The 15020-nt window shown below is 64.8% G+C and carries 9 protein-coding genes; 5 read left to right on the top strand and 4 right to left on the bottom strand.

Annotated features, from left to right (window positions below):
* Nucleotides 1-495: 495 nt before the first annotated feature.
* Nucleotides 496-2262: a hypothetical protein gene (locus IE278_RS41215; protein WP_189780158.1), complete on the bottom strand. Its 1767-nt coding sequence runs from the start codon at nucleotides 2260-2262 to the stop codon at nucleotides 496-498.
* A 347-nt stretch (nucleotides 2263-2609) separates the two neighbouring features.
* Between IE278_RS41215 and IE278_RS41220 the strand changes: the two genes are divergently transcribed.
* The 3 genes from IE278_RS41220 to IE278_RS41230 all read left to right on the top strand — a co-directional run bounded on the left by IE278_RS41220 (nucleotide 2610) and on the right by IE278_RS41230 (nucleotide 9505).
* A complete protein-coding gene (locus IE278_RS41220; RefSeq protein WP_189780159.1) occupies nucleotides 2610-5954 on the top strand; it encodes an NACHT domain-containing protein in 3345 nt (1114 codons plus the stop codon).
* A 456-nt stretch (nucleotides 5955-6410) separates the two neighbouring features.
* The gene (locus IE278_RS41225) at nucleotides 6411-6977 is read left to right on the top strand and encodes a hypothetical protein (RefSeq protein WP_189780160.1); all 567 of its coding nucleotides are present in this window, start codon (nucleotides 6411-6413) and stop codon (nucleotides 6975-6977) included.
* A 38-nt stretch (nucleotides 6978-7015) separates the two neighbouring features.
* Nucleotides 7016-9505 carry a DEAD/DEAH box helicase gene (locus IE278_RS41230; protein WP_189780161.1) on the top strand — a complete coding sequence of 830 codons (2490 nt, stop codon included), beginning with the start codon at nucleotides 7016-7018 and terminating at the stop codon, nucleotides 9503-9505.
* Nucleotides 9506-9619: 114 nt separating this feature from the next.
* Here IE278_RS41230 and IE278_RS41235 read toward each other — a convergent pair whose 3' ends face one another.
* The 3 genes from IE278_RS41235 to IE278_RS41245 form a co-directional block, all read right to left on the bottom strand.
* Nucleotides 9620-10909 carry a hypothetical protein gene (locus IE278_RS41235; RefSeq protein WP_189780162.1) on the bottom strand — a complete coding sequence of 430 codons (1290 nt, stop codon included), beginning with the start codon at nucleotides 10907-10909 and terminating at the stop codon, nucleotides 9620-9622.
* A gap of 346 nt (nucleotides 10910-11255) precedes the next feature.
* Complete coding sequence (locus tag IE278_RS41240; RefSeq protein WP_189780166.1) at nucleotides 11256-11468, bottom strand: helix-turn-helix domain-containing protein; 213 nt, start codon at nucleotides 11466-11468, stop codon at nucleotides 11256-11258.
* A 215-nt stretch (nucleotides 11469-11683) separates the two neighbouring features.
* A complete protein-coding gene (locus IE278_RS41245; RefSeq protein ID WP_281403218.1) occupies nucleotides 11684-12232 on the bottom strand; it encodes an RNA polymerase sigma factor in 549 nt (182 codons plus the stop codon).
* Nucleotides 12233-12888: 656 nt separating this feature from the next.
* Between IE278_RS41245 and IE278_RS41250 the strand changes: the two genes are divergently transcribed.
* On the top strand, nucleotides 12889-14259 hold the full coding sequence (locus tag IE278_RS41250; RefSeq protein WP_189780164.1) for an AlbA family DNA-binding domain-containing protein: 1371 nt from the start codon (nucleotides 12889-12891) through the stop codon (nucleotides 14257-14259).
* A gap of 136 nt (nucleotides 14260-14395) precedes the next feature.
* The gene (locus tag IE278_RS41255) at nucleotides 14396-14986 is read left to right on the top strand and encodes a hypothetical protein (protein ID WP_189780165.1); all 591 of its coding nucleotides are present in this window, start codon (nucleotides 14396-14398) and stop codon (nucleotides 14984-14986) included.
* Nucleotides 14987-15020: the final 34 nt, after the last annotated feature.

Genomic DNA, 15020 nt, shown 5'->3' on the forward strand with positions numbered 1-15020 from the left:
GGGTCCCTTCGGGCTTCGCCCGAAGAAGCGAGCCGGGGCGCTGCGCGCCCCGGCCGCTCCCGCTCCGCGTGAGCGGGAGCGGTTCGCTCCGCTCACCGCCAGGCGGCACGCGCTCCGCGCGACCGCCAACCGCAGGGCACGCGCCTCGCGTTGCGAGGCGCGGCCGGCCTCCGGCCGACCGGTGGCCTCCGCTGCGCTCCAGCCACCCACGGCAGACCCGACAACTCCAGTGCGGGCAAGGCGTGCCACGCTCCGCGCGGCCCACCCACGGGGCTCACGCACAAGCGGCAGTAAGAGGAGAAAGGGTAACGGGGAGTGGGAAGGCGTCGGTGGACCTGCGGGGGTAGGCCTGCACCCTTCGAGTGACCTCCTTGCGATTCGTGTGCTTCATTTTGAAGCGGAGATAGAGTCTGGAACAAGTTGATGGCACCACTGCACAGGAAAAATGTCGACCGTACCGCTTTTTGCTTTTCATCGAAAGCCATTGAACGGGGCCTAGGAATTTTTCATTTGCCGATCTTGGCGCAGTGCACTTGCGGGTCCATGAAATGAGTAATCCCCCCTGGGAGCGTCTTTCTGAGCCAGAGTCCGGTTGAAGAGGTCTTCCCTGTTCTTGGCAAGGGCGCCTTTATCCATCAAGACGTCGTCGACTATTTCCATGAAAGCGTTCCCGATCGAGGGAGACAATTTCTTCGCTGTGTTGATTGACTCACCCAGCAACAAGATAGTTAGAGCATCGAGAGCGTGCCCTCTAGCCAAATGGATGCTGTCTTCTGCATCCAGGCCTTCTCTTTGGATTTTTTCGAGGATTTCCCGCGCGCCGTCAAGGCGGACGTTCGCATGAGAGTGGGAGAACTCGCCGAGGGCTCTAGTCAATGCGCTGAGGCGGTTCCATCCGGCTGCCTTTACCCAATCCTTTGGTGTAGTGGCCGACGATGATTGTAGCTTTTCTGCTTTTTCTGGTTTTTCAGTCCATACTCTCATTCGAGCGCACTGTTCCAAGACGATACGGAGGGAAGCCAGGGCTCGGTCGTCGTCTTCGAGCCATAGCCAATATGCTGTGCGCAAAGCTGAAGAGCAGGATGCAGCAGCGTCTCCTGCAGGAGTTCCATTGAGCCAGATGGAGATGCTTCCCGCCATCTCACTAGCAACGATGTAGCGGAAGTTTCGGCCGTCTAGGTTCTTGAAATCGAGTTCACCTTTGCCTTCTTTCTCCATATCGAATGCCGTCAGTGCCCACTTAGCTGCTCGGGCTCGGCGCTCGTAAAAGTGCAGGTGGGCGAATTCGTCATCCCGGTAAAGCCTTCCAGCTGGTCGCTTTCCTCGCATCACCTCGCTATGCGCTTTTGCTGCATCCTCCAGGCCAGCTACTGTTCCTTCCTGGAGGCCGCTGGTGGGTAGCAGGGGGAACAGGGAGTGGGGTCTGGGAGGTTCTTCGCCTCCGTTCTGTCTCTCGAGGGAGGAGGAAAGTATTTTGAGTGGGAGGTCGTTCATGCCTTGCTCTTCAGCGAGAGCGGCTAGGCACAGCCGAATCTGACGCAGGATGAGGGTTATAACATCCGAAAGCGTCTCCGACGCCTCAGCTAGTGAACTCGGTGCTTGTGCGCTGAGGAGCTGACCGGCTTCCCAATGCACCAGATCAACCCACGGGCCATGTCCATGAAGGAAGTTTGACATGGACTCCATCAGTTGAACGGGGTAAACAGTGTAATCGCGGCCAATGGTGACTGAGGGACCGTCTGGGGAGTGCTGTTCGACTTCTTCATCCCATGAATGTCGTGCTGCAACATCAGAGATGGAGTCCACAGGGCGTATCGATCGCCGAGCGAACGGATAATTAGCGTGGCACTTCGCCCATGCGCGTCCTGCGTAACTGGCTGCAGATTCACCCTGTTTGTGTACGACGCCGGTGTTGTAGGCGGCATTTTCAGCCCACCTCTCGAACTGAGACCTCAAGATGGTGGCAGCGCCTAGGAACTGTCCGCAGAAGAGCAGCCGTGCCGCAGCGTAAACGCTGTCGGTTCCCCAAGCCAAGTGATCTATCCAGTTTCCGCCATAAGATGACGGTGGCCGCTTTACGTTGACGCCTAGCTCACGAAATGCGAAATCCATGTAGCCGATGGTGAGCAGGGCCGACATCACAGGCTTGATGGCTTCGGGAGGTATTTCTGCCATGGCCAGCATGCGCGCGTTGTGGCGCGCTATCAGTGCTTCCAGTACATGCCTGCTCTCTATAGCAGCCATTTCTTCATACTCAGCCATGCTGGATCCACGCCTGCTTGCGCGCCGCTGCGCTCTGTATGCATAGCGGTTGGCTCTTCTGAGGCTTTCGGCTTCCGTTTTCGGTGATTCACGCAGCTCTCGCCTGCGTCGGCTTGCCCTCCCCATGGCCCCTCCTGGCGTAATGGCAACTCCCGTATGATGCCGCAGTAGTTCGTCCAAGTCCTACCCGTTTTACCCCCACGGCGACGCTGCGGAGCCGCCCACACACCAAGGCCATGGCCTTGGATCGGTTAGCGGCAGTCACAGCACTATGGAACGGTCAGACAGGCTCCGGGGGGCCGTTAAAGCCACATGCTTGCGTGTGTGAGGAAGGGGCGGAGGACGTGGTGGCCAGCGATGACAGAGCTGACGTCATTCCCGGGTCCGGTGATGTGCAGGCAGGCTCGGCACTGCCTATGCCGTCACCGTTGACGGCTACGGCACCCCTGCTGCTGCGCACGCAGGAGTTGTCCTGGGAGGCACTGGAACATCTGGTGGTTGCGCTGGCAATCCGAGCCGACCGCGCCGTGGAGGCCCGGCCCTTCGGGCGTGGTGGCCAGGCACAGGACGGGGTCGACGTCGTCGCGTCCTTCGCCTCGCGTTCTGCTGCGGTGTATCAGGCGAAGAAGTACGAGAAGTTCACGGTCTCTGATCTGCGCAAGGCTGTGCGCACGTATACCGAGGGGAGTCGGCCCTTCGGGGCGCGGCGTCTGGTGATCGTTACCACGGCGGATGTCCGCGATACCAAGGTCGATATAGAGCTGGCGCGGCTGCGTGGGCAGCATCATGACCTGGTGATCGATCTGTGGGGTCGGCAGCAGCTGTCCGACATGCTGTTCGCTTTGCCGGACCTGGTACTGCGGTTCTTCGGCGAGCACACGATGCGAGTGTTCTGCCGGCCGCTGTCCGTTCAGGGGGAACAGGCCGATAGCAGCAGTGCGGCTGAGCGTCAGGAGCTGGCTGACTATTCGGCCCACTTGGGCACCTATCTGAGCGGGGATTTGCATGAGCTGGTTCCGCTGACTCTGGAGGATCAAGACGGTACGGAGCAGGTGTCGTCGGCGGGGCTGGCGGCGTGGCTGCGGCCTGGGCGTCATGTTCAGGTCGTCGGGGCTTCAGGGACGGGCAAGAGCCATACTCTGACGCACGCAGCCCTCGGGCTGATACAGGCGGGTTGGCTGGCGATCCTGCTGCGGGCGAGCGTCTACGAGGGCCGCTTGGAGGACAGCCTCGATGAGTGCATGGCCCCCTTCAGCCCGCATGGCGCGCAAACCTTGGTGCAAGCCGCCCGACTGCGGCAGCTGCCGGTCGTGCTGCTCGTGGATGCGGTCAACGAGTGCCCCTCCCGGCTGCAGGAGCGGCTGGTGCAGCAAGCCAGCGCCTGGTGTCTCCGCGCCGGGGCAACGGTGGTGATCAGCAGCAAGCAGTTCGTGCGCGTGCCCGCGGCGCTGAGTGGTGCCCGGCTGAGAACAGCCGATCCGGATGCGCAGCAGCGCATAGCACTGCTGCGCTCGCATGGGGCGGGCCAGGAGATGGACGGACCTGACGAGGATGACTGCGCGGTGTTTGATACCGCTTTCGAGTTGTCCTTGGCTGCGCAGCTCGCCCAGCGCCTGCCTCCAGGAGCGGGTCGGGCCGCTTTGCTGGAAGCCCGTGTCGATGAACAACTGCAGCACACCTCTCAGCCGACGCTCGCGCGGCAGGTGCTGCACCGCTGGGCGCTGCTAATGGACGAGCGGCTGACCGGTTGGTTGCCGCTTGCCGAAGCCCGGCGGAGCGCAGCACAGTTGCTGGCCGCACAGGGAGCGGCAGTGAGCATGGTGGACGAGGTGTTGGGATCGTCTGTGGTGCGAGTGCGGCATCACAGGGTCGAGTTCAGGCACGAGTGGTACGCCTGGCTACTTGCCGTCGAGGCCTTGATGTGGCGCTGCGAAAGCGTGCCGGAATTGGCCGGTGAACTGAACCGGCCGCACCGCCGCGAGCTGGTTGCCTGGGCAGTGTCGCTGCACAGCGATCCGGAAGCGGTACGCAGTCTGCTGCGGAAGCTACCCGCCGACACCGACGTGCTCGCCGAGGCGTTGCGGGGGCGCTTGGGGCCGGTGGCCGATGATGTGGTGCTGACCGAAGCCCGGCGGTGCCTGGAAACCGCTGTTGAATCGGCGGCCACCAGCCGGGTCGTGTGCACTGACAGCACGTACACCGTGAGGCCGAATCGAGCTTGGAGCGGTTACGAGCAGGCAGTATTCACAGCCATCGGCACCACAGCCCGCGACGGGCGCCTCCTGGGAGCACTGGCCCGGCTTTTGCAGGAGACCGACCAGGCTTTCCTGCGTGGCGCCGCGCAGGCAGCGAGGCGCTCTCGGCACGTAGTACCAAGCTTGATCGCCGCTGCTTTGAACGGGCCGACGACATCCACCGGGGGTGTTCACCTGCCTGCTGCGGGGATCACGGATGCGGCTCGTCTGTCCTGGCCGCGGCCAGGACAGACGAGCCGTCACCAGCCAGCAGGAGCACCCGAATTACAGCAGTGGATCACATCCCTGGACGACAACGACGTCGGACTGATCATCCTGCTGTGCTATCTCCTGCAAGGGACAGACAATCCCATAGCCGCCGCGCTGGCGCCTGCGCTGTTCACGAAAGCCTGGTACAGCGGCGTCAACAAGCTGCGGTTTGCAGGCCTCGATCTGCTCACCGGTGTCCGCACCACCGCGGACGAGGCCACCACGACCCAGATCATCGAGCTGCTGAACAGTCTGCACACCGACGATGTGTTCGTCTCCACCATGCTCGTCGAGGCACTGCACCTCTACGGCCAGGTCACCTCGCCCTACGCCGCCGACGAAGTCACAGAGGAGATCACTTCGCTTCTCGCCAATCCGAACCAGCCCAATGCGCATACCCGGGCACAGAGGATCCTGGAGAGCCAGTTCGAAGACGTCCTCGCGGCACCGTTCGTCGAAGCGATCGACGCCCTGGAACCGGCCGCGCGGCGCGCACTGCTGGTTCTCGCCGTACGTGAGGGTGAGGCCACCTTGTTCACGGACGTCTTCCTCAAGGAACTGGTACGCGCCAAACACCCGGACGGGATGCCGGCCCTGCAGTACTGGGCCTCTCACCTGCGAGTGCCTTCTCCCTTCTGGCGAGATGCCGTGAGCTGCCATCTGCTTGGCATCGAAGGCTGCGCCGCCCATTTGCCCGCGCCGCCCCCGCTCCTGGACGGCCACCAGAGCACCGACGCCGACGCCTGGCGCTGCTACGGCCACATATTGTTCTGGCTCCACCGCCCCGGCCTCGGCCCACACGAACGAGACGCGCGTTGTACTTCCCTGTGGGAGCAGCTGACCGGGCCTTATCTGAACGCCGCAGTCGATCCCCTGCACCAGTTTCAATGCGCCGCCATGCTCGCCCAGGACCCCCGTACCAGCGCGCTCGGCCGCATCATCGACGCCTTCCCCGCCAAGGCTCGCACTGTGCTGCACCACGGTCTTACCGCCCCCGACCACCTGACCTCGCTCTTCCCGCACCCCAGGCCTGACGACCGCGCCGCCACCGTGCTGCGCCTGCTTGCCCGCGTAGGCGACCACTCCTCCCTGGCCATGCTCGCCGCCTACCGCGACCACCCTGCTCTCGGCGGTACAGCCGCAGACACCATCCGCACCATCAACAACCGCACCATGACTGAAACCTGAGTAGCGGGGTGTACCGCTGTGTGGCGAGACACGCCCAAAGGCTGGCCCCTTGAGCGTGGCAAGCGCACCTCGAAGCGGGCTGGCTGAACCGGGTGAGCATCGGCTACCGCGCTGCTGAGGCCTTCTCCACGTCGACGGACCGTTCCGACGAGAACCCCCTCAGCTCGTGAGTGCTATCAGTACGAATCCGCCCACGCCGATCAACAGCGTCATCGCAGCGGCGAACGTCATACCCGCTCTGCCCCACATGGCAGAAGGCGATGCGTTCTCTTGGTAGGCCAGAGCCCATGCCACAGCAGCCGCACCCACCGACCAGATGACCACGACGGCTAACCACAGAGTCAGCACTGCGGCCTTCAGCAACCCACTCACACTCCACCAACTTCCCATAGCTGACTTACTGTGAGCGAGAAGGTAGCATCTCCCGATAGATAGCTACAGTTAGTTGGAGGCACAGTGAAGCTGACCGTGTTTCAGTTCGAAGGAACGCCCGAGGAGCTGGATGCATCTCAGGTCCTGCATGAGCTGACCCAGTCCCACAACGCCGGTTCGACGGTGGTGCGCACTTCCCCACAGACGAACCCGATCCGCGACGGCCTTCCTCTGCACATCCCGGGCGTACCCGACGAGGGCCAGGGCGCCGTCCGGGCACTGATGCAGGACAGCCCTGCCTCCGAGCTCTTCGTGAAGTTCATGAGGAAGACGACCAGCTGGAACAACGTGGTAGTCCGCGGTATCAAGCGCAAAACCGCCTCACCCGGGGCTCCGCTGGACTACAGCCGCTACCTGCGGCTACGCAAGCAGGGGTCCCCCTTCGGCGGCTTCGCCTATGTCTATCCCGAGTTCAGCAAGATCAATCTCCGACTCAACTACACCAACGCGCAGCTCAGCGACCTGAACATCACCACGGCCCGCACGCTCACCACCGGACACCGGGAATACCGCGTCAGCGTTGACCTCAAGGGCGACGAAAGCCTGGCCGAAGCCCTGCGGCTCGCCAAACTCGCCTACGACGCCACCTGACCCGACGTTCCCACACCCGTGCATAGAAAGGCCGGCTCGTGAAGCTACGCCCTCATCAGCGCGAAGCCGTGGACGCGGTACTGCGCGCCCTCGAGTTGCCTGCGAGATCTCTTGTGCCGGAGGGTGGTCTCCGGACTCAGGTGATCATGGCGACCGGATCCGGCAAGAGCCTTGTGGCCACCCGGAGCGCTGAGGAGCTCCGGGCGGGCCGGGTCCTGGTGCTGGTGCCCTCGCTGGATCTGCTCGCGCAGACCGAGGCCTCCTGGCGCGCCGGCGGGCGTACGGGCCCGATGATCGGAGTCTCGTCCCTACGCAGGGACGAGGTGACGTTCCCCAACACCACGGACGTGGACGAGCTGGTCTCCTGGGTACGACCGTTCGAGAAGGTGACCGTGTTCGCCACCTACGCCTCACTGGGGCTGGGCACGTTGGAACACGCCCACGCGGGCGACCTTCCTGGTTGGGACCTGATCGTCGTGGACGAAGCCCACCGGTGTTCCGGCCGGATCGGGAAGCCATGGGCGGTCGTTCACAACAACCAGAAGATCCCGTCCCTGCGCCGCCTCTACATGACGGCCACGCCCCGGCTGTGGCAGCTGGACGAGGACTCCGAGCAGGGCGGCGCGCCGGGCGAACTGGTGGCATCGATGGAAGACGACCCCAACTCGCCCTTCGGTAGCAGGTGTTTCACGCTGACGTTGTCGGACGCCATCGACAGGGGCATCTGTGCGCAGTACCAGGTGGTGTGTGTGGACGTCACGGACACGCAGCTCCAGGCGGCCATGCTGCTCGGTGCCGAGGGACGGTCGGACCAGGTGCGCGGGGCCCGGCTCGCCGCGTTGCAGACGGCTCTGGTGAAGGCGTCCTCGGAGGAGGGCTTTCGCCGCACGCTCACGTTCCACCACGTGGTGAAGGAAGCCGAGGCTTTCGCGGCCGGCCTTCCCGATGTCGCCGCGCAGCTGCACGACGCGGATCCGGAGCTGTACCCGGCAACGATTTGGGCGGACTGGCTGTGCGGTGACCACAAGCCGAATCACCGTCGACGGGTTCTCGGGGAGTTCGCCGACGGGGTCGCCACGGACGGCACGGTCGTGGAGAAAGGCTTCCTGAGCTCGGTGAAGGTGCTGGGCGAGGGCGTAGACACCCGAAATTGTGACTCTGTGTACTTCGCGGACGTGCGCGGCTCGATGCCGGACCTGGTCCAGGCCGTGGGGCGGGCCCTACGGATGCAGCCCGGCGAGGGCAAGATGGCGTCGCTGGTCGTGCCCGTGCTGCTGGGGCCCGGGGAGACGGCGGACAACATGCTCACGAGCCGGGCGTTCGGCGGCCTCGCGAAGCTCTTGGAGGCCCTACGAGCGCACGACGCCCGCATCGTCGAGCAGCTCGCTGAGCAGCAGGCCCAAAGCCGCTCCAGGGGCGTCCAGACGCGAGAGAAGGGCGAGGAGGAGGGCACCAGCGATGGCGGCGCCTCGGCTCCGGCGAAGGCGCTGCTGAAGTTCTCCACACCGCGTGACCCGGCGGCGCTGGCCGCGTTCATCAACCTGCGAGTCCTCAACCCCGAGCACGAGCACTGGCGGCGTGGGATCGAGGCCGCCGTCATCTACGCCCGCGAGTACGGGGACCTCAAGGTCCCGTTCACGTACCGCGTGCCCCAGGGCCAGGAGGCGGAAGCCGAGGGATGGCCGGCCTCGCTCGCCAATTTCCCGCTAGGGCAGTGGATCGCCGACGCCCGAAGGTTCTACGCCCGCGGTGACATGGACGCCGACCGCGTCGCCCAGCTGGAGAAGCTCGGCATGATCTGGAGCCACTTCGACGTCGCGTGGGAGGAGGGACTTGCCGCCGCGCGCGGGTGGGCCGCCGAACACGGGCACCTCCTGGCCCCGCTGGACGCCACCTTCCAAGGAGCAGCGGTGGGCATCTGGTTGAAGAACGCGCGGGCCGCCGCCCGGAAGGCTGCCGAGATCGAACGGCGGCGTGCCGAGGGGCTGCCGGTGGAGTCGTCGGCCGGGGCGCTGTCGGAGGAGCGGCGCGAGCAGCTGGAGGAGATCGACGCGTCCTGGTGCCCGAGCTGGCCGGTGACGTGGCAGCGGTGCTTCCACCTGGTCCGGATGCACCTGGACGCGGGTGAGGCGCTGCCCACCGGGGCGGGCGGAGTCCTGCGCCAGGGCGAGGATCTGGGGCGGTGGGTGCAGTCGGTGCGGCTCGGGTGGGATCAGCTCACCGGCGTACAGCAGTGGATGTGCGAGCAGGTCCTCGGGATCGAGCCCGCCAGCGAGGAAGAGAAGCCGCCGCCGCGCCGTACGCAGGCCGACAAGTGGGCGATGAACTACGAGGCCGCCAAGCAGTTCTACGAGCGTGAGGGACACCTTCAGGTCCCGAGGAAGCACATCGAGCGGATCGTCGGCGAGGACCAGGAGGAACGGGAACACCGGCTTGGTGCATGGATCGGGAATCAGCGGAGCAGGGCCACGACGCTGACGCCGGAGCGGATGGAGCAGCTGTCCGCGATCGGGATGCGCTGGTCGTAGGGACTGGGCGTCGACACGGGCCGGGCGGGGCATCTCGCCCGGCCCGCTGCTGCGCGGATCGCCCGGGGTCCGGTCTCGCTGTACTCCGCCCAGGCCGGTTCGGGGCACACTCTGTCAGATCCAGATCTGATCTTCGTTGGTGAAGACCGGCCACGGTTGCCATCCCACTGTCCCCTTTGCCAGCACACGATCCATGCCCCGCGCCCAGGTCGGAAGGTCGACCAGTTCGAGCAGCAGGCGGTTGATCTCGGCGCTGTTCATCGAGACGCGGTGACCGTTACTGCGGAGCTCCAGCACTGGTTGCCCCGGCGACGTCGGCTCAACACCGTCCGGGAGCAACCAGCGCGCGTCCATCCCGCACTTGCCGAGTTCCTCTACGAGGGAATCGGAGCGCAGGGTCACGGTGAAGACCAGGAAGTCGGCGATGAGGGCGGCGCACTGGGCGGGTTGGAGGGGATAGATGCCCCAGGGTGGGGTGAGCCGTCCGCGAGCCACACTGTCTCCGCTGGAGAAGCAGATGCGGGTCCCCGTCGTCAGGCGGGCACGCCGCAGCACCGACGAGTAGGCAGACTCGAAACGTCGGGCCGCCTCTTCCTCGCCCCACCGGTTCCTCGCCGCTGAGAAGTCGAAGGCGAGCAATGCCCTGCCACCGGGGATCTTCATGGTCTGGATGCCGCGCTGATGAGCCAGGCTGAGCGCATCCGCGAGTGCGGGAAGGTGGGTGGCGTACGGCACGCCGGTGTCGACCAGGCGGGCACGGATATCGCCGGGAAGCCGGCCGAAGTTCTGGGTCGCCTCCGCAGCGGCCTTCAGGCGCAGGTCCTGGACGCGGTCGCGGGCGTTCGGGTTCGACTTCAGCTCGTGGAGATAGATGTACTGCCACCCGTCGTCCCCGTCATGGAAAACGGTGGCATCGCCGATGCGCAAGCAGTCGGTGAGGTCGTGCAGCAACGTGAACCGGCGGTGGTCGCGCCATTGTTCGGCGGTGAACTCAATCTCGTGCTGCGTGCCCTTCTTGTCCAGGTGCATCGGCCCGGGCGACTCGTTGCGGCACAGAGCGAGGATGTAGGAACGGTTGTAGCCGAGGACGCGCCAAGCCAGCGCGTCGCCTATGGAGCGCAGCTGACGGATGACCCGCTCGTACACGTCCAGCTCCAACGCCCAGACGTCGACGTCGTGGGGGTTGCCCTCATGCAGTTCCGGGGCGTCAGGCGGAAGCTTCTCCTTCTTTCGCAGGCGTTTGGCCACGCGGGATCTTTCCGCCCGGGCCTGGGTCGCTGTCAAAGTGGCCGACAGTAGATTCTGCTGAAACGCGACGAAATCGGCAGGGTTCTGGCACATCCGCAGATCACTGATGAAGCCCGGCAGACTCTCCACTGTCTTCCGGTGCGCGGGATGCTGCATGACAGCATCGATTCGCGCTGGGGGCATGTTGCTCAGGAGTGGCACGCCTTCAATTATCCCAAGCGCCCTTGCCCTCTACCAGGCATTTTCCGAGTGCCGGGCAAGTAGTACGAGAACGCGGTTGCCGCAGTGCGAGCTCGACTACCGCACCGGCCTGGTCCGCCGCCGCGGCCCTGGACCTGTACGAAGCGTCTCCGCTCAGAACCACGGGAACGTGCCGTACGGGAACTACGCGACGTCGTGACCAGCTGACCACTACGGCTCCCACAGCGGACAGGCATGCCCGGTCCCCCTCAGTGGAAACACCGGCCCCCGCCCAGTCTGCCTACGAGCCATGGGGCTGGGTCTACGCATGGTCGCTCGGCCGTTCGCCGCCGACTTCCACGCCCAGGTAGCTCTCGCGCAGGTACTCGTGAACCGCTCGCTCCGGGACCCGGAAAGCCCGGCCGACACGGATGGCAGGGAGGTGGCCGCTGTGGACCAGCCGGTAGACCGTCATCTTGGAGACGCGCATAACGGAAGCGACTTCCGCGACGGTCAGGAACACGACCTCGTTCAGGGGGCGCTGCCTGGCCGTCCTGCTCGGTGGCGGGAGAGCCGGGGTGTCCTCCCATGGGGCAGGAGTGTTATCGGCGGGCTCGCCAAGTATCTGGAGAAGCTGCTCCTTGCGCCGTGCCAGGCTCTCCCGGTCGACTCCCACGACTCCCGCCGTCTGGTCCATCAGGTGACCGAACAGAGTGTCAGTGTCGATGGAGCGGCTCCGCTCGTTGTCCGTCATGCCTGCTCCTCCTTCTTTTGTTCTCGTGGCGGGAGTGCCTCGGCTTCTCCAGCGCTTACTGGCTTAACAGCCTCACGCAGCACGGCACGAGCCTTGGATATGTGTTTGCGGACTCCGGATGGCTGCAGGTCCAGTAGGTAGGCGATCCGGGCTGCGGAGTACTGCTCGATGAAGAACAACACGGCGATCTGCCGACGCCGTTCTGGAAGGCTGCGGATCACCTCCAAGCAGCACTCCAGGTCAGCGCGTACAAGGACCACATCCACGAGATCGGGACCCCGAGCGGCGTACTTTTCTCGTTCCTCCGTGTCGAGACGCTCCAGCCGGCGGGAGCGGCGGATGCCGTCGACCCATTTGTGGTGAACCACGCTGCGCAGCCAGTTGCGACGCTCGTCATCGGTGCGGTCTACGAGTGAGTTCCACTGGACCGCGGCGGCAAGGAATGCCGTCTGCACGAGGTCCTCGGCTGCGGACTGGTCCTCTCCGGTCCGGACCATGGCGTAGCGCACCAGCCACTCAGCTTCCATCTCCCATAACGCTGCGATCTGCCGCCTCGTCTCCGGGGGAGCCGCATCCCTCCTTGACTCACTCCGGTCCCCCTTCGTGGTCTGTTGCTTCTCCTACCTGCACCCGCATTGCAGGCCCCCCTCGTCCTCGTCCCTGCACCACCACCGTCCCGGCGGGCGCGTTGCGCACCAGGGCGATCAGGGTTGCTCTTCGCTGCCATTCCGCCACCAGAGCTGACATGCCCGCAAGGACGGCAACGAGACAGATCCCCAACCAGACCCTGGGCTGCGATAGGACCATCCACAGCCCGCCTGTCCAGCGCCCCAGAAGAGTGTTCACCTCATGGAGTCGAACGAGGGACCAAAAGCGCTGCCTGCCCACATCAAGATCTTTTCGAGCCGACTGGCCGTCCGCGCCTGTGGGGCACGGCGGTAACCCCCACCGGGTGGAGCGGCCGTCCTCGATGCATGCGCTGGGCGTAGAAGGCGTGCGTCACATCTTCCAGTGATTACGCCATGACAGGTCTGCAGGGAGTGCAAAGTCCGGGCCGGGCGGTCCGGACCTTCGCCATGCCCCGGAATCTTTTCTCCCCGCCGTTGCGGTGCTCAACTTGGTCTCCGTCTCGGTTTGCGAACCGTGCCTGCTCCCGTCTCGCGCACGTGGCAGGTCCTGAGCCCCAGTAAGGTCTCTGGGCATGGTGACGCGACTGAGCAGGATCGAAGGCCTTTTGGGCACGCGGCTTGACAGTGTGGCCTATGACGGGATCGCTGCTCTTGTCGGCAACGCTGAGGCTGCTGAGAACGAGAATCTCGACTACAAGCAAGCGCACTACGCCATGGATGCCAAAGGCAAGGAAGAGCTGGCCAAGGACGTCACTGCCTTCGCCAACCACACCGGCGGTCTTCTCGTACTCGGCATGGCAGAAGTCAAAGGTGTGCCGACCAAGGTCTTTGACGTGGATCTGGACGATGCTCACCTGCGGCACATCCGTCAGGTCATCGCCGCCAACACTGCGCCGCCCGTCCGCTACGAGGCCATCCCCGTCCACAAGCCCGGGTCCCCGGATACTGGATTCCTGCTGCTCGCTGTCCCCCGAAGTCCTTACGGTCCACACGCGGTGACAGCTCCCCCGACCAAGCCGTCCACGGATTGCCTGCGCTATCCCCGCCGCGGTGACAGCAAGACCGAGTGGCTCACGGAAACGGATGTGGCCACTGCCTACCGGGCCCGCTTTGCAGCAGGCGCCGAGCGTGACCAACGTATGGCCTACATCGAAGAGGAAGTCGTCGATGCCCTGGTACGACGCACTACTCCGCATCTGATCGCCACTCTTGTCCCTGAGCAGGCTGGCGACATGGTGATCGATTCCGACCGCTTCACCCGCTACGAGCAGGAGCTGTTGGCCACGCAACTCTTTCTTGGTCAGGGGTCCCGCAACTTCGGCCGGGTCAGTGTCGGCCCCCGTCGGCTGATCGTGACCGAGGGAGGCAGCTGGTACTCAGCCCGCGCCGAACTCCACCGCGACGGGAGTGGGACCATCGCTCTTCCTTTGAACGGGCGCGTGCTCGCAGACGATGACGAGGAAGCGCAGATGCTCACCACGGAACCAGGTGAGGTCGTGTACCCCCTGCTGTGCGCGCTCCCCTTCCTGGCGGCTCATGCGCGCGACCGGGCAGCCGCCAGCGGCCCCGCGCGTGCTCGCGTTGTACTGGTCTCAGACATGGCTGAACATCCGACGCAGGCCAGATTCGTGGACTTCGACAGGCCTGCACCTGTGCCTTTCCGCGTGGACCGGATCGATCCGGTGTCCGGGCGCCGGGCTCCCATGACACCCGATCCGTGCAACTACGCCACTGCGCACGCTGGCGTCCTGCTGGACGAGCTTGCCGACCTCGGCCGCGGGCTCCTCCAGGCCACCGCGGCACTCGCCGACGAGCTTCTCCAGGCATACGGCTACCCCGAAACCGGGCTCATTGACCGCACCGGCCAAGTCCAGCCCCATCTGTTCTCACAGCGGAACTCCCGTGCCGTTGAGCAATGGGCCCGTCAGCGCGGCCTGCTCTAGCCTCAAGATCGGCAGTACTTGGAAAGGCTGCGCGCGAACTCCGCCGCTCGTAGCGCTGCGCCATCGAGGTGAAGGTGGCGTGCCTTGCACTCAAGGTTTCATGATCTTGGCCGCCTGTCGGGATAGCGATACGAGCATGGACCTCAATGACGTCATCGATCGCGCAGAGTTGAAAGAGGAAGTGGCTCGCCGATTCGGCAATCCGCCCGCCCCGGGGCGCCGCCCGAAAATGGATCCCCACCTGGCAGGCGCGTGGTCTCTGCTCTGCACTGCGATGAAGACGTATGACCCGGCCAACGCCCTGGGCCTGGTCCGGGCAGCGGCAGCAGCCCACCGAAAGTACACCGCACCAGGCGCCCTGATGACCGCTGGCTTCCTGCACTTCATCTTCGAACAACTCGCCCCGCACAAGCAGTCGGACAGCGACCTGAGCCTTGACCCGCGGCTGGAATGGGCCGCCCGTGTCGTGGAGTGCGTGCGAGCGGGGCTGGGCGACAAAAACTTCTCACGGCTGATCGAGGGCATCAGCGACATCCTGGTCGACCTGGCCGACGAAGCCGAACCGGTCAGCGCAAGGCAATTGCGGGCACCTCTCCCTCGCGGCGCTGCGCCCGACTCCGGCGCCCGCCTGAGCCTCCGGGCAGCCGTACAAAGCTACGACAGCGCTCTCCTCCCACCAGTCGCATCCCAGCCGATCCATAAGACATCATCTCATTTGGCTGAGTAAGCTGCCAGTCGTGGCGAGGATTGTTGAGCGGCTG

Origin of the sequence: Streptomyces tauricus (assembly GCF_014650955.1) — a bacterium.
Classification (GTDB): domain Bacteria; phylum Actinomycetota; class Actinomycetes; order Streptomycetales; family Streptomycetaceae; genus Streptomyces; species Streptomyces tauricus.

Coding starts and splice junctions, on each gene's coding strand:
- IE278_RS41255 (WP_189780165.1), top strand. CDS start 14,396: ATGGACCTCAATGACGTCATCGATCGCGCAGAGTTGAAAGAGGAAGTG.
- IE278_RS41215 (WP_189780158.1), bottom strand. CDS start 2,262: ATGGCTGAGTATGAAGAAATGGCTGCTATAGAGAGCAGGCATGTACTG.
- IE278_RS41250 (WP_189780164.1), top strand. CDS start 12,889: ATGGTGACGCGACTGAGCAGGATCGAAGGCCTTTTGGGCACGCGGCTT.
- IE278_RS41235 (WP_189780162.1), bottom strand. CDS start 10,909: ATGCAGCATCCCGCGCACCGGAAGACAGTGGAGAGTCTGCCGGGCTTC.